Annotated in this window: 14 protein-coding genes and 1 pseudogene; 6 read left to right on the top strand and 9 right to left on the bottom strand. The window is 54.7% G+C overall.

All coding sequences use genetic code 11. The features are described 5' to 3' along the window. Positions 1-149: 149 nt before the first annotated feature. Entirely contained in the window at positions 150-962 is an 813-nt protein-coding gene (ppsR, locus tag STH12_RS08940) for a posphoenolpyruvate synthetase regulatory kinase/phosphorylase PpsR (RefSeq protein WP_126167225.1), read from the bottom strand. Between the two features lie 124 nt (positions 963-1,086). On the opposite strand from ppsR, the gene ppsA reads away from it, so the two are divergent. The 4 genes and pseudogenes from ppsA (at position 1,087) to STH12_RS08920 (ending at position 7,662) form a co-directional block, all read left to right on the top strand. Next, positions 1,087-3,456 (top strand): phosphoenolpyruvate synthase, encoded by a 2,370-nt coding sequence (gene ppsA / locus STH12_RS08935; RefSeq protein ID WP_126167224.1) that lies wholly within the window; start codon positions 1,087-1,089, stop codon positions 3,454-3,456. Between the two features lie 159 nt (positions 3,457-3,615). Then, positions 3,616-6,638: pseudogene (gene ydiJ / locus STH12_RS08930) on the top strand (D-2-hydroxyglutarate dehydrogenase YdiJ). Between the two features lie 48 nt (positions 6,639-6,686). Further along, positions 6,687-7,145: a DUF1285 domain-containing protein gene (locus tag STH12_RS08925; protein ID WP_126167223.1), complete on the top strand. Its 459-nt coding sequence runs from the start codon at positions 6,687-6,689 to the stop codon at positions 7,143-7,145. 103 nt (positions 7,146-7,248) lie between these two features. Continuing rightward, a complete protein-coding gene (locus tag STH12_RS08920; protein WP_126167222.1) occupies positions 7,249-7,662 on the top strand; it encodes a MarR family winged helix-turn-helix transcriptional regulator in 414 nt (137 codons plus the stop codon). Positions 7,663-7,859: 197 nt separating this feature from the next. On the opposite strand, the gene STH12_RS08915 is transcribed toward STH12_RS08920, so the two are convergent. Continuing rightward, entirely contained in the window at positions 7,860-8,213 is a 354-nt protein-coding gene (locus STH12_RS08915) for a hypothetical protein (protein ID WP_126167221.1), read from the bottom strand. 214 nt (positions 8,214-8,427) lie between these two features. Then, on the bottom strand, positions 8,428-9,462 hold the full coding sequence (locus STH12_RS08910) for a Glu/Leu/Phe/Val dehydrogenase dimerization domain-containing protein (RefSeq protein WP_126167220.1): 1,035 nt from the start codon (positions 9,460-9,462) through the stop codon (positions 8,428-8,430). 253 nt (positions 9,463-9,715) lie between these two features. Between STH12_RS08910 and STH12_RS08905 the strand changes: the two genes are divergently transcribed. Further along, the gene (locus STH12_RS08905; protein WP_126167219.1) at positions 9,716-10,159 is read left to right on the top strand and encodes a DUF4826 family protein; all 444 of its coding nucleotides are present in this window, start codon (positions 9,716-9,718) and stop codon (positions 10,157-10,159) included. Between the two features lie 163 nt (positions 10,160-10,322). Here STH12_RS08905 and STH12_RS08900 read toward each other — a convergent pair whose 3' ends face one another. The 6 genes from STH12_RS08900 to STH12_RS08875 all read right to left on the bottom strand — a co-directional run bounded on the left by STH12_RS08900 (position 10,323) and on the right by STH12_RS08875 (position 16,112). Continuing rightward, positions 10,323-11,441: a cupin domain-containing protein gene (locus STH12_RS08900; protein ID WP_126167218.1), complete on the bottom strand. Its 1,119-nt coding sequence runs from the start codon at positions 11,439-11,441 to the stop codon at positions 10,323-10,325. A 50-nt stretch (positions 11,442-11,491) separates the two neighbouring features. After that, entirely contained in the window at positions 11,492-12,862 is a 1,371-nt protein-coding gene (purB, locus tag STH12_RS08895) for an adenylosuccinate lyase (protein ID WP_126167217.1), read from the bottom strand. A 33-nt stretch (positions 12,863-12,895) separates the two neighbouring features. Then, positions 12,896-13,510 (bottom strand): high frequency lysogenization protein HflD, encoded by a 615-nt coding sequence (gene hflD / locus STH12_RS08890; RefSeq protein ID WP_126167216.1) that lies wholly within the window; start codon positions 13,508-13,510, stop codon positions 12,896-12,898. Positions 13,511-13,513: 3 nt separating this feature from the next. Then, positions 13,514-14,647 carry a tRNA 2-thiouridine(34) synthase MnmA gene (mnmA, locus tag STH12_RS08885; RefSeq protein ID WP_126167215.1) on the bottom strand — a complete coding sequence of 378 codons (1,134 nt, stop codon included), beginning with the start codon at positions 14,645-14,647 and terminating at the stop codon, positions 13,514-13,516. Between the two features lie 181 nt (positions 14,648-14,828). Further along, positions 14,829-15,302 carry an NUDIX hydrolase gene (locus STH12_RS08880; protein WP_126167214.1) on the bottom strand — a complete coding sequence of 158 codons (474 nt, stop codon included), beginning with the start codon at positions 15,300-15,302 and terminating at the stop codon, positions 14,829-14,831. Between the two features lie 9 nt (positions 15,303-15,311). Next, complete coding sequence (locus STH12_RS08875) at positions 15,312-16,112, bottom strand: rRNA large subunit pseudouridine synthase E (protein ID WP_237158811.1); 801 nt, start codon at positions 16,110-16,112, stop codon at positions 15,312-15,314. A 270-nt stretch (positions 16,113-16,382) separates the two neighbouring features. Here STH12_RS08875 and STH12_RS08870 point away from each other — a divergent pair, with 270 nt between their 5' ends. Next, positions 16,383-18,608, top strand: a complete 2,226-nt coding sequence (locus STH12_RS08870) for an NADP-dependent isocitrate dehydrogenase (protein WP_126167213.1) — start codon at positions 16,383-16,385, stop codon at positions 18,606-18,608. Positions 18,609-18,638 lie beyond the last annotated feature (30 nt).

The following is an 18,638-nucleotide window of genomic DNA, read 5'->3' as shown; positions in this document are numbered from 1 at the left end:
TCAGCATACCGGTTTGGTGCGGGCTTATCGCCAGATTGAACCGGATTATAACCAATAGTGACGTGCTGCACAGTGCCGATTGTGTAATAAATCGACAACTGTGCAACGAAATTGATTTAAGTTAGATCCGTTTGCTCATTGCAGCAGGATCAGAACATATGACGCTCCATGCCCGTCATGTCGAGGATTTTGGTGGCAATTTCTTCCACCGAGTGGTTGGTGGTGTCTATATAAGGAATGCGTTCCTTCTTAAACAGCATCTCCACTTCTTTGACTTCCAGTCGGCATTGGCGCAGTGATGAGTAACGGCTGTTCTCCATCCGGCTCTGGCGGATTTCCTGCAGGCGCACCGGATCTATGGTCAGGCCGAACACTTTTCCTTTATTACGCTTAAGCGCTTCAGGCAGCTTTAAGTTGTCCATGTCATCCTCTGTAAAAGGATAGTTGGCGGCTTTAATTCCGAACTGCATCGACAAATACAGACTAGATGGGGTTTTGCCGCAGCGGGACACGCCGCACAGAATAATATCTGCCTTATCCATGTGCTTTAAGGTTTGACCGTCATCATTCTCCATGGCGAAGTTGATGGCATCGATACGCGCCTCATAGCTGTGGTTGGCTTTACCGTGGGTGCGATGCAGCACCGGCGCCGCACTGACGCCCAATTGTTGTTCAAGTGGCGCCACGAAGGTGTTCAAAAAGTCGTAATCCAGGCCTTCACTGGAATAGATAACATCCCTGATCTCCGGCTTCACGATGGAATGAAATACCAGTGGCCGCTCTCCTGTTGTAATAAAACTATCATTTATCTGCTTTTTAACCGCTTCAGCCTTGGCATTCGTTTCCACGAATGGGATGGTAATTGCTTCAAATTCCATGGGAAATTGTGAAAGTACTGCATGGCCGAAAACTTCTGCCGTGATCGCCGTTCCGTCGGAAATGTAGAAAACTTTACGAGCCATACCAACCTCATGTAGTAATAAAATTACAAAGAAAATTATAGATTTACGCTTATTGCCCCGAAGTGTAAAATGCCGCTGCCCCGGTGTGAAGGGGCCAACTAAATAAACATGCGGAGATAGAACTGTGCAGCAATATGTACTCTGGTATCAGGAATTGGGCATGGGCGACGTCAACAAGGTTGGCGGAAAGAATGCTTCACTTGGTGAGATGATCAGCAATCTGGCCAACGCAGGTGTTCAAGTCCCCGGTGGCTTTGCAACCACGGCTCATGCATTCAATGAGTTCCTAGAGCAAAGCGGAGTAAACCAGAAGATTTACGACATTCTTGACACTCTGGACGTCGACGATGTTAACGCACTGGCGAAAGTGGGTGCACAGATCAGACAGTGGGTTATTGAAACCCCCTTCCAACCCGAACTCGAAAAGGCCATCCACGAGGCCTATGACCAACTCTGCGGCGAGACCAAGGATGCTTCCTTCGCCGTACGTTCCTCTGCCACCGCCGAAGACATGCCTGATGCCTCTTTTGCCGGTCAGCAGGAAACCTTCCTGAACGTGAAAGGTTACGACTCTGTGCTGGTGGCTATCAAGCACGTGTTTGCCTCTCTGTTTAACGATCGCGCGATTTCTTATCGTGTTCACCAGGGCTACGACCACCGTGGTGTGGCGCTGTCTGCCGGTGTGCAGCGCATGGTGCGCTCCGACATGGCTTCCTCTGGTGTGATGTTCACCATCGATACTGAGTCAGGTAACGACGACGTGGTTTTCGTGACCTCTTCTTACGGTCTCGGTGAAATGGTGGTGCAGGGCGCAGTAAACCCTGACGAATTTTATGTTCACAAGCCAACCCTGACCGCCGGCCATCAGGCCGTGGTTCGCCGCAACATCGGTTCCAAGCTTATCCAGATGGTCTACTCAGACGATCTTTCACACGGTAAGCAGGTGAAAATTGAAGATGTGGCAGTTGAGAATCGTCGTCAGTTCTCCATCAGCGATGCTGAAGTGATGGAACTGGCCAAGCAGGCGATGATCATCGAGAAGCACTACGGTCGTCCAATGGACATCGAGTGGGCCAAAGATGGCAACGACGGCAAGCTGTACATTGTTCAGGCCCGTCCTGAAACCGTACGTTCGCGTGAAGACGTTCAGCTGATTGAACGTTATCACTTAAAGAGCCGCGGCCCTGTGATCAGCGAAGGCCGTGCCATCGGTCACAAGGTGGGCAGCGGTGTTGCCAAGGTGCTGAAATCCATTGATGAAATGGACAAAATCCAGCCAGGTGACGTACTGGTTACCGACATGACCGACCCGGATTGGGAACCTATCATGAAGCGCGCCAGCGCCATCGTGACCAACCGTGGCGGCCGCACCTGTCACGCTGCCATTATCGCCCGTGAGCTGGGCGTGCCAGCCGTAGTGGGTTGTGGCGATGTGACTGACCGTATCCAGAACGGCCAGATGGTGACTGTCTCCTGCGCCGAAGGCGACACCGGTTACATCTACGATGGCAAGCAGGAGTTCGAAGTGATCTCCAGCCGCGTGGATTCCATGCCTGATCTGCCAATGAAGATAATGATGAACGTGGGTAACCCTGACCGCGCCTTCGACTTCGCCCGTCTGCCAAACGAGGGTGTGGGTCTGGCCCGTCTTGAGTTCATCATCAACCGCATGATTGGTATTCACCCCAAGGCACTGCTCGAATTCAACCAGCAGGAAGCTGCCCTGCAGGAAGAAATCAACGAGATGATTGCCGGTTACGACTCGCCTGTTGAGTACTACGTAGCCCGTCTGGTTGAAGGTATCGCCACCATCGCGGCCGCCTTCCATCCGAAGAAGGTGATCGTGCGTATGTCTGACTTCAAGTCTAACGAGTACGCCAACCTGGTGGGCGGTGACCGCTACGAGCCAGAAGAAGAGAACCCAATGCTGGGCTTCCGCGGTGCCAGCCGTTATATCTCTGAGTCATTCCGCGACTGTTTCGCCCTCGAATGTGAAGCCATCAAGCGCGTTCGCAACGATATGGGCCTGAAGAACGTGGAAATCATGATCCCATTCGTGCGCACCCTGGGTGAGGCCGAGCAGGTGATTGAACTCCTGAAAGAGCAGGGCCTGGAGCGTGGTAAAGATGGTCTGCGGGTTATCATGATGTGCGAACTGCCATCCAACGCCCTGTTGGCCGAGCAGTTCCTGGAGCACTTCGATGGTTTCTCCATCGGCTCTAACGACCTGACCCAGCTGACTCTGGGTCTGGACCGTGACTCCGGCATCATCAGCCACCTGTTCGATGAGCGTAACGAAGCCGTGAAGGCGCTGCTGGCCATGGCCATCAAAGCTGCCAAGGCCAAGGGCGCTTACGTGGGTATTTGTGGTCAGGGTCCATCGGATCACGCCGACTTCGCCGCCTGGCTGGTGGAGCAGGGCATTGATACCGTGTCACTGAACCCTGATACAGTAATTGATACCTGGCTGTACCTGGCCGAGGCCCACGGTTAATCCGGGCAAAACCTTGGGTTAATCCGGACAAAAATCGCCGCATTCTGAAAAGGTCGGCGCCACCGGCGCCCCTTTTTACCGATGTGTAACAAAAGCCGCTTTTTAGCGGCTTTTTTTTGTTTATAATGCCCGCATAAAACAACAACACAGACGCCGTGCATGTTACCCCTGCTTTCTCACCAGCAAACTCTGGAACCCGTTTATCTGGCCTTTCTCGAGGCGCTTGCCGCTGATTTTGACGGCGAGATAGATACCCGTTACAGCGCCCGCATAGTGCAGGCTACAGACAACTCCGTGTATCAGTTTCTGCCCCAGGCGGTGCTGTATCCCAAGAGCACCCTGGATGTGCAGCGGGTGATGCAGCTCGCCGCCAAAGACGAGTTCCGCGAGGTAGTTTTCAGTGCCCGCGGCGGCGGCACCGGCACCAATGGTCAGTCGCTGACCCACGGGCTTATCCTCGATTTATCGCGCCATATGAACAAGGTGCTGGAAGTCAACGCCGAGGAAGGCTGGGCACGGGTACAGGCTGGCGTGGTGAAAGATGCCCTCAACGATGCCTTAAGGCCCCATGGCTTTTTTTTCAGCCCCGATTTGTCGACCTCTAACCGCGCCACCCTGGGCGGCATGATTAACACCGACGCCTCGGGCGCAGGCTCGCTGGTGTACGGCAAAACCTCAGATCATGTGCTCGGCCTCAAGAGCGTGCTTATCGATGGCTCTGTGCTGGATTCAGCCCCGATGGCCGCCGAAAACCTGGATGTGGTGGACAGCTCAAGTCTTGCCGGTAAGCTGATTGCCAACATCTCAGCCGTGTGCCGCGATAAGCGCGAGCTGGTGAAAACCCGCTTCCCCCGGCTTAACCGCTTTTTGACCGGTTACGATTTGGAGCATGTGTGGAACGATGAACTCAGCCAGTTCGATTTAAGCCGTATTCTTACCGGCTCCGAAGGCACTCTGGCCGTTATCACCGAAGCAAAGGTGAATCTCACGCCGCTGCCCAAGCAGCGTGCCATGGTCAATATCAAATACGATTCGTTCGAGTCGGCGCTGCGTCACGCGCCATCGCTGGTGGCTGCCAATGCCACAGTCGTGGAAACCGTCGACTCCAAGGTGCTTGGCCTTGCCCGTGAAGATATCGTTTGGCACTCGGTGAGTGAGCTTATCCAGGAGGTGCCCGGCAAGCATATCGATGGCCTCAATATGGTGGAGTTTGCCGGTGACGAAGCCGATGTAAACGCCAAACTGGCGGCACTCGAAGCTGTGCTTGCTCAGCAAATCAAAAACGGCGAGTGCGGCGTGGTGGGCTTTCAGAGCACCCACGATAAGGGCAGCATCGAGAAAATCTACGCCATGCGCAAAAAGGCCGTGGGCCTCTTGGGCGCCGCCAAGGGCAGCCGCAAACCCATCGCCTTTGCCGAAGACACTGCCGTGCCGCCTGAGAAGCTCGCCGACTTTATTATGGAGTTTCGGGCGCTGCTCGATGGCCATAAGCTGCAATACGGCATGTTCGGCCACGTGGATGCGGGTGTGCTGCACGTCCGTCCGGCGCTGGATATGTGCGATCCCTTGGATGAACAGCTCCTTCGCACCATTTCCGATGAAGTGGCAGCGCTGACGCTCAAATACGGCGGTCTGATGTGGGGCGAGCACGGCAAGGGCGTCCGCGGTGAATACGGTCCGGCGGTGTTTGGCGATGAGCTTTATGGCGTGCTGCAGGACATCAAGGGCTGGTTTGACCCTGACAATCGCTTAAACCCCGGCAAGCTGGTGGCGCCAAAGGATAATGGCGAGCTCTTTTACAACGTCGACAGCGCCAAGCGCGGCAGTTTCGATAGGCAAATTCCCGTTAAAGTGCGCGAAGCCTTCCCCGATGTGATGAACTGCAACGGTAACGGCCTGTGCTTTAACTACTCGGCCTATTCGCCCATGTGCCCGTCATTCAAGGCGACCGGCGATCGTATTCAATCCCCAAGGGCCGCTCGTCGCTGATGCGCGAATGGTTAAGGCTTTTGGAAACCGAAGGCGTGGATGTGGAGCAGCTTGCCAAGTCCAAGCCGCTTGGGCTGCTGCAGCGGGCGCAAAATACCTTAAAAGCCAAGGAAGAGTACGATTACTCCCACGAGGTGATGGAGTCCTTAAAGGGCTGTCTTGCCTGTAAGGCCTGCTCGGGTCAGTGCCCGGTCAAGGTGGATGTGCCCAAGTTCCGCGCCCAGTTCTTTAATATCTACTATCAGCGTTATTTGCGCCCGCCCAAAGACTATCTGGTGGCCGGTATCGAAGATGCGCTGCCGCTGATGGCCAAAGCGCCTAAGCTGATGAATGCGCTGTCGCAAAACACCGTGTCCCAGTGGGTGATTAAAAAGGCCATCGGCTATGTGGATGCGCCCAAGCTGTCGGTGCCTACTTTGACTCAAAGGCTTGAGAGCCATCAGAGTCTGGGGTATGACCTTGAATCACTGAAACGTATTCCGGCCGCCGAGCGCAGCCGTTATGTGTTGGTGGCCCAGGACCCATTCAACAGCTTCTATGATGCAGGCCTGGTGTATCACTTTGTGAAGCTGATTGAAAAGCTTGGCTTCAGGCCGGTGCTGCTGCCATTCAAGCCAAACGGCAAGCCTGCCCATATCAAGGGTTTCCTCGATAAGTTTGCTGCCACAGCCGGCTCGGCGGCGGCCTTCTTCAACGAACTCAGTAAGCTTGAAATGCCCATGGTGGGGGTGGATCCTGCCATGGTGCTTGTGTACCGTGATGAGTACAAGGTGGCGCTGGGTAACGAGCGTGGCGACTTCAATATCAAGCTCACCAACGAGTGGTTGATGGAGGTGCTTGAGGCGTTGCCACAGCGTGAGTCCTCCGGCCGCGAGTACACCTGGTTCAGCCACTGTACGGAGTCTACTGCCAAGCCGGGCACCGCCAAAGAATGGAGTGCCGTGTTTGCCAAATTTGGCGCCACGCTCAAGGTCAAGAACCTTGGCTGCTGCGGCATGGCAGGCACCTACGGCCATGAGCTGGATAACCTGGAGCGCTCGCAAAAGCTGTATGATATGTCCTGGAAAGAAGGCATTGAGGGTACATCACAAGCCGAGATTTTGGTGTCAGGGTATTCATGCCGCTCTCAGGTAAAACGCTTCTCAGGCTTCAGGCCCAAGCATCCGCTGGAAGCGCTGCTGGAGCTTATCTAAGCTTGCCAAGGCCCTGCGGGGCCTTTTTGCTATAGGGGCTGTAAAAATATGAATTCCAAAGATAATGAAAACCCTGAGCAGGTATCAGCGGCGCTATCGAGCCTCAAAGGCAGTCGCCCACAGACCGTGCCGGCGCTTTGCAGTGAGCAGCCGCTCTTTAGCATAGATACCCACGGCCAGTGGCAATATCTCGGTGAGGCTCTGCCGCAGAAGTTTGCCAGGCTGTTTATGTCGGTGCTCAGGCGTGATGGCGAGCACTGGGCGCTGGTGACGCCGGTGGAGCGGGTGAGGGTGGCTGTGGCCCACACGCCTGTGGTTATCGTCGATTTTGAGCCAGCTGAAGGCGGTTATCGACTGATTTCAACGCTTGGACATGAATATCTGGTCAGTGCAAGTGATATCCGGCTCGCCGAGGATGGAGTGCTGATTGCACTGCAGAATGGCCTTAGCGCCAGCATGAGCCGCGCCTGCTTCTACCGTTTTGCCGAAACCCTGATTGACGACTGAAGTTGAATTTCCCGCATCATCCTAGTTTATTGCGCTTTAGGTGATAGTATTAAAGGAAGTGGTTAAGGAGCCTTAACGCTTGCTGGATGACGGGAGGTGCTGTTTGAATCGTCAGGAAAGTCTTGGTTATTTGGTTTCCCATCTCAATGTGGCTATTGCCAATGAGCTGGACCAACGCCTCAGGCGCTATCAGCTGGATATCAAGCTCTGGCCGGTGCTGTTTGCGCTGTGGCAGGAGGAAGGTATCAGCCAGACTGAGCTGTCGCGCCGCTGCGATGTGGCCAACTACACCATGACCCGGCTGTTGGATCAGTTGCAGGTGCAGGGGCTGATCACCCGCCATCAGGAAGCCGATAATCGCCGCGCATTCCAGATTTTCCTCACCGACGAAGCCAAGGCGCTGGAGCAGGACCTGATTTGTGAGGCCGAGCGGGTGAACGAGAAGTTTATGGCCGAACTGGACGATGAAGAACAGGCATTGCTGATGAAGCTGCTGAATAAGATAAACCGAACCTGAGTAAACCCGGTTACACAGCGCGCAAACCGCACAGACAAAAATAACAAGGCCGGCAATTGCCGGCCTTGTTATTGGATAGGGTTGCGGTCAGCTCAGCGCTGCGGCCGTGCATACCAGTATCGACTGACCAGTCTCAAGTGGCCAGTTTCGTTTGGCCAGATTCAGTCAGCAAGCGTTGGCGAGTCAGTTTCAGTCGATCAGTTCCAGTTGGCCAGGGTCAGCAACAGGCCGCCGCCCAGGCAGAGCATCAGCAGCAGCTGCCACATCATAGATTTGGTTTGCGCCAGGTTGTCCTTGCCCTGTTTAAGGCTTGCGATAAGCACACCTTTTTTGTAAATGCGGCACATGATCTCTTCAGTCTGAGGATCGATAAGTAGTTGAAATTTGGCCCTGTGTCCGTCTTTCAATGCGACAGTATGCTCACTTTGTCCGGCAAAATTCAGTTTGCTTGACACCATTTCACCGTTCACAAACACGCGCTCAATACCATTCCAATTGCTTGCCTGCAACTCCACTGCATCCTGATTCAGACTGTATTTGAAACAGACCATGAAGGGCTCCTGCTGTTGGGGGAGTGTCTAAGTCAAGCAAAGGATAAGAGGGTTCGCCAGCGAGGAAATCGTAAAAATGGATGACAAATTTCTATCCCCCTGATGGGCGGATAAAAATAGTTTGGCAAAAGATTTTCGCCGTATTTGAGCCTTAAGCTTAGCCATAAAAAAGGGGAAACCGGACTGGTTTCCCCTAAGTGACCGAGCGCTAAGCTTATTTGGCAGCGGCGTCGATAATGGCGCGCGCCATCTCGTCGGCGATTTCACCTGTGGTGCGATTTTGCGCATCCGCAGCGGTGAAGATGGTCAGCAGGGTATCGTAAATTTTTTCGACCTTGGCGGTCGACTTGGCCGCGTCGTAGTTGTTCTCAAACGACACGTTGATGATGCCACCGGCGTTAATCACATAGTCAGGGGCATAGAGAATACCCATGTCTTTCAGCAACTGTCCGTGGCGTGGCTCGGCCAGCTGGTTGTTGGCACAGCCCGCCACAATTTTTGCCTTGAGCAGCGGCAGGGTGGCATCGTTGATGGTGGCACCCAGGGCACAGGGGGCGTATACGTCCACGTCCTGAGAGTAGATATCCTGCGGCGCAACTACGGTGGCGCCAAACTCGGTGGCTACCCGGTCGAGGGAAGGCTGATGGATATCGGTCACGATAAGCTCGGCGCCTTCTTCGTGCAGGTGCTTACACAGGTAGTAACCTACGTGGCCAACGCCCTGTACGGAGATCTTAAGCCCTTTGAGGGTGTCCAGGCCGCGCTGATGCTTCACCGCTGCCTTGATACCCAGGTAGGTCCCCAGGGCGGTAAAAGGAGAAGGATCGCCACTCTTGCCTTCCAGACCCGCCATGTACGGAGTTTCCTGATGGGCAATCATGATGTCGGCGGTGGTAGTACCCACGTCTTCTGCTGAATAGTATTTGCCACCCAGGGTATTGATAAAACGGCCGAATGCGCGGAACAGGGCTTCTCTGTCCTGGGTTTTGGGATCGGCGATGATCACCGACTTGCCGCCGCCCATGGTCAGGCCGGCAAGGGCATTTTTATAGGTCATACCGCGGGAGAGACGCAGTACGTCGGTTAGGGCCTCGTCATCGGACTGGTAGTTCCACATACGGCAACCGCCCACCGCTGGGCCAAGGTTGGTGTTGTGAACCGCGATAATGGCCTTCAGGCCGCTTTCCTTGTCATGACAGAACACTACCTGTTCATGCTCGTCAAAAGATACATGATTGAATACAGCCACGTTAGAGGATCTCCGGATTGCTTATAAAAAGCCGCAGGGAAGGCCTGCGGTCGTTATATTTATTGCGAAACCATAGCATTTAGGGATACTCTCAACAAAGGCCGTGTGTGGAATATTTGTGATCACCGTGGCAATTTAGCTTTCCACTTTACGTCAACGTAAAGTTATGGCAGTCTCGACCCATCAACTCCCCGTTACAAATCCCGTCGTCGGTGTTTATTTGCACGGTATAACAATAAGATAGGAATGAAGTATGACTGAGCAAACCCAGGAACCCCAGGTAGAAACCGCAGCACAGGATCCCGAAGCGCTGCGTCAGGAGTGGGTGCGTACCCAGTTTCAAAAGGCCAACCGCTTTTTGGCCGAAAAAGGCATTTTGCCGGGTAAAGTGCTGGTCGATGAGAGCCGCTATCTGGCTCCGTATGTCGCCGTGTGGAAAATGGAAGCCCAGAAGCCTGCCAAGCAAACGTTTTGGGTCATGTCAGGCGATTTGCCAAGCGATTATGTGGATGTCAAAGTCGCTAAAACCGCCCGTGAAGCCCTGCGTCATTTCTCGATGATGTGGCAGCTCAAAGCGGAAAACCTTATTCAGTCCGGTGCGGTGAATGACCCGACCCAGGCCAAGTTTGCCAATCTGCTGATTTCCCGCGCCCAGAGCCTGCATCAAATCCAGCAGGATGAAAAACTCTGGGGCTAAGCTGAGCCGCTGTGAGCGGCAGCAAAGCCGGATACAAAATGTCGGATACAAAATGTCGGATACAAAATGACGGATACAAAAAAGGCACCTGAATGGTGCCTTTTTTAATGGGTGTTTCAATATGCTCAGGGCGCTTTCGCGCTGACGCTTACTCAGACTCGCTTCACGCCTCGGCCAGATAGAAATAGCCTTTCTTCAGCATGTCGGCAAAAAAGCGCTGCCAATGGGGTTGAAGGGCAATGTCGGCACTGACTGTCACATCATTCGCAACCTGACTCAGCTCTTCGTCAGTGGCGCCGGCAATCACATAGCCTTCACCGGCGATAAAGAGTCTTGGCTCGCTGTCGCCTTCCATCCTGAGCACCTTAAGCCCGCCAATGCGGCTAAGCAGGGCGCCTTCGTCCAGCGCAGCCTGCAGCTCGGCCTCATCCATGGACTCATCTTCCTGAATATCCAGATCGAAACGGTTTTGGCTCAGAAGCTTACCCAGCAGCTTGGCGACAGTATCGCTATCGTCACAGAGCTCTCGAATAAGCTGCATGATGCCCTGCTGCTCGGCAACGCTTACCAGACCTTTGCTGGCGGCGCCTTCGGCGGCAATAAAGCGCTTGTGGCCCTTGTCTTCATCCATCAGCTGATCGGCAATTTGTCCGGCAAGTTCTTGCTGGCTGGGGGCGCGGAAACCCATGGAGTAAGACAGCGCCAGGGTCAGGGTCTCGCCCTGATGGGGGAAGCCGGGCGGAATGTAGAGCACATCGCCCTTTTCCAGCACCACGTCGATAATGGGCTCAAAATCTTCAATCAGCATCGAGGTAGGGTTACCGCCACGGCGGCTGTAGCTGCCTTTTGGCCCAACGGTCCAGCGGCGATGGCCTTCACCCTGAATGATAAACACATCGTAGTTGTCGATGTGTGGTCCCACGCCGCCCTTGGGGGTGGCAAACGACACCATCAAATCATCGAAGCGCCAATCCGGCAAAAAACGGAATGCTTCTACCAAGGGCTGGGCGTCCGGGTACCAGTGGTTTACGGCCTGTACCAGCAGCTGCCAGCCCTGCTCGCCGAACTGGTCGTAGTCTTCGAATGGGCCGGAAATCACGTCCCAGTCTTCACCCTTGGTGACCACGACCCGGCTTGAGACTTCGTCTTCACAGGCAAGGCCTGCCAGCTCGTCTGCAGCAATGGGATCGGCAAATTCAGGGAAGGCACCCTTATAGACCTTGGGGGCCTGCTGCCAGTCGTTGGCGAGGAATGATTGAATATCGAGATTGAGCTTATACATAGTGTTAAAAAAGGCGGCTTGGTTTCCCTTGCCGCCTCTCCATTAGTGGATTAGATAAGGTCGTCCACGAAGGCTTCGGCGCGGCCAATGTAGCTGGCCGGGGTCATCAGCTTCAGCTCGGCCTTAACAGGCGCTGGCAGCTCCAGACCATCGATAAAGGCAGCCAGCTGAGGACCATCGATACGCTTGCCACGGGTCAGCTCTTTGAGCTTCTCGTATGGCTTTTCGATGCCGTAACGGCGCATCACTGTCTGTACTGGCTCAGCCAGAACTTCCCAGTTGCTGTCGAGTTCAGCGGCGAGGCTCGCTTCGTTCACTTCCAGCTTGCTGATGCCTTTGAGGGTAGCCTGGTAGGCAATCAAGCTGTGGGCAATACCCACGCCCAGGGTGCGCAGTACTGTGGAGTCGGTCAGGTCACGCTGCCAGCGGGAAACCGGCAGTTTAGAGGCCAGGTGCTGCATCAGTGCATTGGCGATACCCAGGTTGCCTTCGGAGTTTTCGAAGTCGATTGGGTTTACCTTGTGCGGCATGGTGGATGAACCGATTTCACCGGCGATGGTCTTCTGCTTGAAGTGACCCAGGGCAATGTAACCCCAGATGTCACGGTCGAAGTCAATCACGATGGTGTTGAAACGGGCCACGGCATCAAACAGCTCGGCAATGTAGTCGTGCGGCTCGATTTGGGTGGTGTAAGGGTTCCAGTTCAGGCCCAGGCTGGTGACAAAACGCTGGGACAGGGCATGCCAGTTCACTTCTGGATAGGCAGACAGGTGGGCGTTGTAGTTACCCACGGCGCCATTGATTTTACCGAGGATTTCAACGGCCTTGATCTGGTTCAGTTGACGCTCAAGACGCACAGCCACGTTAGCCATTTCCTTACCCAGCGTGGTAGGAGAGGCTGGCTGACCGTGGGTGCGTGACATCATAGGCACGCTCTTGTAGGTCTTGGCCAGTGCCTTGATGGCATCCAGCACTTTCTGGCAGTAAGGCACCAATACCTGCTCACGGGCTTCTTTGAGCATCAGGCCGTGTGACAGGTTGTTGATGTCTTCTGAGGTACAGGCAAAGTGAACGAATTCACCCACGGCGCTCAGTTCGGCACTTTCAGCAATTTTTTCTTTGATGAAGTACTCAACGGCTTTTACGTCGTGGTTGGTGGTGGCTTCGATGGTCTTTACGCGCTCGGCGTCGGTCACGCTGAAGTTATCTTTGATGCCATCGAGCAGTGCCAGAGCCTCTTCGCTGAAAGGAGGCACTTCTTCGATTTCTGGGCAGCTGGACAACAGCTTGAGCCAGTTGATTTCAACCTGAACACGGTACTTGGTGAGACCAAACTCGCTGAAGATCCCACGCAGTTCGGCGGCTTTGCTGCCATAGCGGCCGTCGACCGGAGAGATAGCTGTCAGTGCGGAAAGATCCATTGTTAAGCTCCTTAATGGAATGGCTTTATTTGTCTATAGGGTAAGATTTTTCTTGGCAGTATCGACGATGGCCTTGCGGGCAAACACCAGATGACGACGCTTGCCGCCCAGCTGGCGCCACAGTACGGCGCTGCGCATGGCGGCCAGCAGCAGGGCACGGATTTTCTGCTGTACCAGCGGCCGCTGCAGGACGTTGGGGTTGCCGGTGATCTGCAACTTGGGGCCAAGGTTACTGATGATATCGCTGTAAATACTGGCCAGATTGGCAACCACTTGCTCATCGGTGATGGCAAAATGGTTGAGCTGGCGATGAATTTGGTTGATGCGCTCAGACAGCATGCCAAGGGAGGCATTGCTGCGGGAAAGTTTGCGCTCAAGCGCCAGGAGTCCCACCAGATAGCGGGTCATCTCGACGTCTTTGCTTTCGCCGTCGCCAAGCTGATTCAAAATCCATTTGTAACCTACCTGAAGCTGCACTTTGTCGGCGTACACATCTTCGGGCTGCTCGGGATTGGTTACCAGAATGGTATTTAAGCTGGCGGCCATGGCGTCTGTGTCGCTGTCACCATGGCGGGCGATGTATTGCACCTGGGCGAGCGCCTGCAAGATACCGGCAAAGGCCATGGTGCGGGCTTGCATTTGGCTCATGGCTCAGTCCTTAATCAGGCTGTCGATGATGCCGCCACCAAGGCAGACTTCACCGTCATAAAACACCGCCGACTGCCCCGGGGTCACTGCGGCCACCGGCTCATCGAACAGCACTTCAATGGTCTGCTCGTCAATAATCTTCACGGTGCAGGGAATGTCCTGCTGGCGATAGCGGGTTTTCACGCTGATAAGCGCGCCATCAGCCGGGCCCTTACGGTCAACCCAGTGCAGCTGGTTAACGCGCATGCCTTTGGACATAAGCCTTGGGTGCTCGTGGCCCTGGGCCACCACCAATACATTGCGGGCCATGTCTTTGTCGACCACATACCAGGGGTCGTCGTTTGAATTTTTCATGCCGCCGATACCCAGGCCTTTGCGCTGGCCGAGGGTGTGGTACATCAGGCCTTCATGGCGGCCAATGATGTCGCCTTCTGGAGTCTCAATGTTGCCTGGCTGGGCGGGCAGGTAGGTGGCGAGGAAGTCTTTGAACTTGCGCTCACCAATAAAGCAGATGCCGGTGGAATCTTTCTTATCGTGGGTGATAAGACCTTGCTCTTCGGCGATGCGGCGCACTTCCGGCTTTTCCAACTCGCCAACCGGGAACAGGCTGCGGGCAACCTGCTCATGGCTTAAGGTGTACAGGAAGTAGCTCTGATCTTTATTGCCATCGATGCCGCGCAGCATTTCGGTTTTGCCATCGGTGTCGCGGCGGCGCACATAGTGGCCCATGGCGATGTAGTCAGCATCGAGGATGTCATCGGCAAACTCAAGGAAGGCTTTGAATTTGATTTCCTTATTGCACATGATGTCGGGATTGGGCGTACGGCCAGCCTTGTATTCGGCGAGGAAGTACTCAAACACGTTATCCCAATACTCGGCGGCAAAGTTCACTGTGTGCAGCTTGATGCCGAGCTTGTCGCACACGGCCTGAGCATCTTTCAGATCCTCAGCGGCGGCGCAGTATTCGTCGGTGTCGTCTTCTTCCCAGTTTTTCATGAACAGGCCTTCAACCTGATACCCCTGTTGTTTCAAAAGGTAAGCAGAGACAGAAGAGTCCACACCGCCGGACATGCCGACAATGACTTTTTTGCTGCTGTTGGCAGCGATTTCAGCGGGAGAAGCTGTTGTTGACGTCATACGTTGAAAATGATCCTTTCGAGTAACCAGTCACCGCGGTGTTTGCCCTGTGCTGCTTATAAGCGCAAGCAAATTGCAGGCAAAACTCAGATAAAACAATGGCTAAGCAATGCTTGGCTCAGCGCCTGTTGTTTATCTGTTCGGCATTGAAACTGCGGCGTTTTTTCGGGGGCGTATTCTATCACGGATTGCCACTAGCGGCTATGGAAAGAAGTTCGCTGTCGAGGATGCTGAGTTCTGCACCTTTGCCAGCCAGGTAGTCGTCGATGCAGCGGCTGACCAACGGGCTTCGAAGGTGGCGCAGAGCGTCGTTGATTTCGGCCTGAGTAAACCAGTGCAGGGCATGGATAGCCGCATCCTGTGGCGCGCTTTGCACTATGTCATCGAGTTCACAGACAAAGGTGAAGCGCAAAAACGCAAGCTCGGCACTGGCGCTGAACTGATAAATGCCAACGAGGCGGCTGGGCTCGGCGTTGATACCGGTTTCTTCCCACAATTCGCGCTTGCAGGCATCAATCAGCGACTCCGCCGCTTCAAGGTGACCTGCCGGTTGGTTGAACACAGATCTGCCGTCGATGATTTCTTCCACCATCAGAAACTTGCCCTGGCAGTGGACTATGCAGGCCACGGTGACATTGGGTTTGTAGCGCTCCATCGGACTTCCTTACGGGTAAAATTCGCGTTTGAGACCAAGACCGGCGCCGAGACGGCTTATTTCATCCCGGCTAAGCTCCCGGTACTCGCCGCTGCCAAGTTGTCCAAGGCTTATCTCACCGATGGCGGCGCGCACCAGCCTTAATGTGGGATAGCCAATGTGGGCCGTCATGCGCCGAACCTGGCGGTTGCGACCTTCACAAATCTGAATTTCGAGCCAGCAGTCGGGAATGCTCTTTCGCTCCCGCACCGGCGGATTGCGCGGCCATATTGGAGGCGCATCGATACGGCGCACTCTGGCTGGCAGAGTAGGGCCGTCTTTTAGTTCAACACCCTCGCGCAGTTTATCCAGCGCCGACTCATCGGGAATGCCTTCGACCTGCACCCAATAGGTTTTATAGGTTTGCTTTTTCGGCTCGGTAAGCCGGGATTGCAGCTGGCCATCGTTGGTGAGCAGCAACAGGCCTTCGCTGTCTCTGTCGAGCCTGCCTGCGGCGTAGACGCCGGGCAAGGGAATAAAGTCCTTGAGGGTTTGCCTGCCGGCTTCGTCGGTGAACTGGCACAACACATCGAAGGGCTTGTTGAACAGCACGACCTGGGTGACAGCCTTGGCGTTTGCCCTTTTTGCGGTTTTCTCTGACAGCCGTTTGCCAGTGCCGGGCCCTTTGCCATTGGATGATTTGCGGTGTTTGGCGGTTGCCTGCTGGCTGGTGGTTGCAAAACCTTTTTTCTGACCCTGTGCTTGCCGCTTCGATGAGCTGCTGGAAGGGCGCTTGGCCGAGGGTTTATTGGCGCGAGAAGGGGACGACACGGCGTGTGGATTTCCTTTGTAGCTCTAACTGTACAGTTACCTGGCTATAGGGTAACCCCTGTTCGCCCTAAGTGGAATTTGAATATTGGGCCGAATGCTCTATGATGTCGGCCATCAAAATGTGATCCATGCCCATATCGGCAGCCCAGCTTTCCGGTAACCCCAGGACGACAGGTTACCGTGCGGTGAAATCAGCGGTTTATGCTGCTTGCCGTGCATATCGAATAAAAACTATAAATCTTTAAATTATACAATCACGTAGGAAGCAAAATGAAAGATAATTCCCCAACGATTATTTACACTGAAACCGATGAGGCGCCAGCACTCGCTACCCTGTCCCTGCTGCCTATCCTTCAGACATTTGCCGAGCCTGCCGGCGTGAAGATCGAAACCCGCGATATCTCTCTGTCCGGTCGCGTTATTGCTGCTTTCCCTGAGAAGCTGACCGATGCCCAGCGCATTGGCGATCACCTGGCTGAACTGGGCGAGCTGGCCACCAAGCCAGAAGCCAACATCATCAAGTTGCCAAACATTTCTGCCTCTATTCCTCAGCTGAAAGCCTGTATTAAAGAGCTGCAGGCTCAGGGTTACGACATCCCGAACTACCCTGAAGAGTCAAAGACTGATGAAGAGAAGTCTATCCAGGCCCGTTACGACAAGATTAAAGGCAGTGCGGTAAACCCTGTGCTGCGTGAAGGTAACTCCGACCGCCGCGCGCCGCTGTCGGTGAAAAACTATGCCCGCAAGAACCCACATTCTATGGGTAAGTGGGCCAGCGACTCCAAGTCTCATGTGTCTCACATGGAAGCCGGTGACTTCTACGGCTCTGAGCAGTCTGTGACTCTGGCCGATGCTGATAGCGTCAGCATAGTGCACACCAGCAAAGCCGGTGTTGAAACCGTTCTGAAATCAGGCCTTAAGCTGCAAGCCGGTGAAATCATCGACTCAGCCGTGATGAGCAAAAACGCCCTGGTTGCCTTCTTCGAGCGCGAAATCGACGCCGCCAAGTCCGAAGATGTGCTGCTGTCGCTGCACCTCAAAGCCACCATGATGAAGGTGTCTGACCCCATCATGTTCGGCCACGCCGTGAAAGCTTTCTTCAAGCCGCTGTTTGCCAAGCATGCCGAGACCTTTGAGCGTCTGGGTGTGGATGTAAACAACGGTTTTGGTGACGTGGTAGCCAAAATCCAGGCGCTGCCGGAAGCCGAGCGCGCCGCCATCGAAGCCGATATTCAGGCTGTGTATGCCGAGCGTCCTGCCATGGCCATGGTGAACTCTGACAAGGGCATCACCAACCTGCACGTGCCAAGCGACATCATCATCGATGCCTCCATGCCTGCCGCTATCCGCTCTTCAGGCCAGATGTGGGGCCCGGACGGTCAGCTTAAAGACACCAAGTTTATCATTCCGGATCGCTGCTACGCCGGCGTGTACGATGCCACCATCAACTTCTGTAAAGCGCATGGCGCCTTCGACCCACGCACCATGGGTACCATCCCTAACGTGGGCCTGATGGCACAAAAAGCCGAAGAGTACGGCAGCCACGACAAGACCTTTGAAATCGCTGAAGATGGCGTGGTGACTGTGGTGAATGCCGCCGGTGCTGTGCTGATGAGCCATAACGTGGAAGCCGGTGACATATTCCGTATGTGTCAGGTGAAAGATGCCCCAATCCAGGATTGGGTGAAACTGGCCGTGAAGCGTGCCCGTCTGTCTGAAACCCCAGCGGTATTTTGGCTGGACAAGAACCGTGCCCACGACGCTGAGCTTATCAAGAAAGTTGAAGCTTACCTGCCGCAGCACGACACTGCTGGCCTTGAGCTGCACATTCTGTCTCCGGTTGAAGCAACCCAGTTCTCACTGGCGCGCATGAAAGATGGCAAAGACACCATCTCTGTAACCGGTAACGTTTTGCGTGACTACCTGACTGACCTGTTCCCCATCCTTGAGCTGGGCACCAGCGCCAAGATGCTGTCAATCGTGCCGCTGATGAACGGCGGCGGCCTGTTTGAAACCGGTGCCGGTGGCAGCGCGCCCAAGCACGTTGAACAGGTTCAAAGTGAAAACTATCTGCGTTGGGATTCTCTGGGTGAGTTCCTGGCCCTGGCTGCGTCTTTCGAGCATCTGGCACAAACTGCCGGTGTTGCCAAGGCGCAAGTGTTGGCTGATACCCTGGATACCGCTATCGGTAAGTTCCTGGATGAGAACAAGTCACCAGCCCGCCGCGTCGGTCAAATCGACAACCGTGGCAGCCACTTCTATCTGGCCATGTACTGGGCCCAGGCTCTGGCCACCCAAACTGCCGATGCCGAGCTTGCCGCACACTTCGGTCAGCTGGCTGATAAGCTTGCTGCCAACGAAGAAACCATTCTGGCTGAGCTGATTGGCGTACAGGGCCACAGCGTGGATCTCGGTGGTTACTATCGCCCAGATTTTGCCAAGGCAAGCGCAGTAATGCGCCCAAGCGCGACCCTGAACGGCCTGATGAGCCACTGATTACCGGGTTGATTGCTAAATGAAAAAGAG

The organism is Shewanella khirikhana, from assembly GCF_003957745.1.
Classification (GTDB): Bacteria; Pseudomonadota; Gammaproteobacteria; order Enterobacterales; family Shewanellaceae; genus Shewanella; species Shewanella khirikhana.
Note: the sequence above shows the minus strand (reverse complement) of the source record. Positions and strands in the feature narration are given on the sequence as shown.

Excerpts from the sequence above, each read along its gene's own strand:
- STH12_RS08905 (WP_126167219.1), top strand. The coding sequence starts at position 9,716 with ATGACTGAGCAAACCCAGGAACCCCAGGTAGAAACCGCAGCACAGGAT.
- STH12_RS08870 (WP_126167213.1), top strand. The coding sequence starts at position 16,383 with ATGAAAGATAATTCCCCAACGATTATTTACACTGAAACCGATGAGGCG.
- hflD (WP_126167216.1), bottom strand. The coding sequence starts at position 13,510 with ATGAGCCAAATGCAAGCCCGCACCATGGCCTTTGCCGGTATCTTGCAG.
- STH12_RS08915 (WP_126167221.1), bottom strand. The coding sequence starts at position 8,213 with ATGGTCTGTTTCAAATACAGTCTGAATCAGGATGCAGTGGAGTTGCAG.
- ppsR (WP_126167225.1), bottom strand. The coding sequence starts at position 962 with ATGGCTCGTAAAGTTTTCTACATTTCCGACGGAACGGCGATCACGGCA.
- purB (WP_126167217.1), bottom strand. The coding sequence starts at position 12,862 with ATGGATCTTTCCGCACTGACAGCTATCTCTCCGGTCGACGGCCGCTAT.
- STH12_RS08880 (WP_126167214.1), bottom strand. The coding sequence starts at position 15,302 with ATGGAGCGCTACAAACCCAATGTCACCGTGGCCTGCATAGTCCACTGC.
- STH12_RS08925 (WP_126167223.1), top strand. The coding sequence starts at position 6,687 with ATGAATTCCAAAGATAATGAAAACCCTGAGCAGGTATCAGCGGCGCTA.
- mnmA (WP_126167215.1), bottom strand. The coding sequence starts at position 14,647 with ATGACGTCAACAACAGCTTCTCCCGCTGAAATCGCTGCCAACAGCAGC.
- STH12_RS08900 (WP_126167218.1), bottom strand. The coding sequence starts at position 11,441 with ATGTATAAGCTCAATCTCGATATTCAATCATTCCTCGCCAACGACTGG.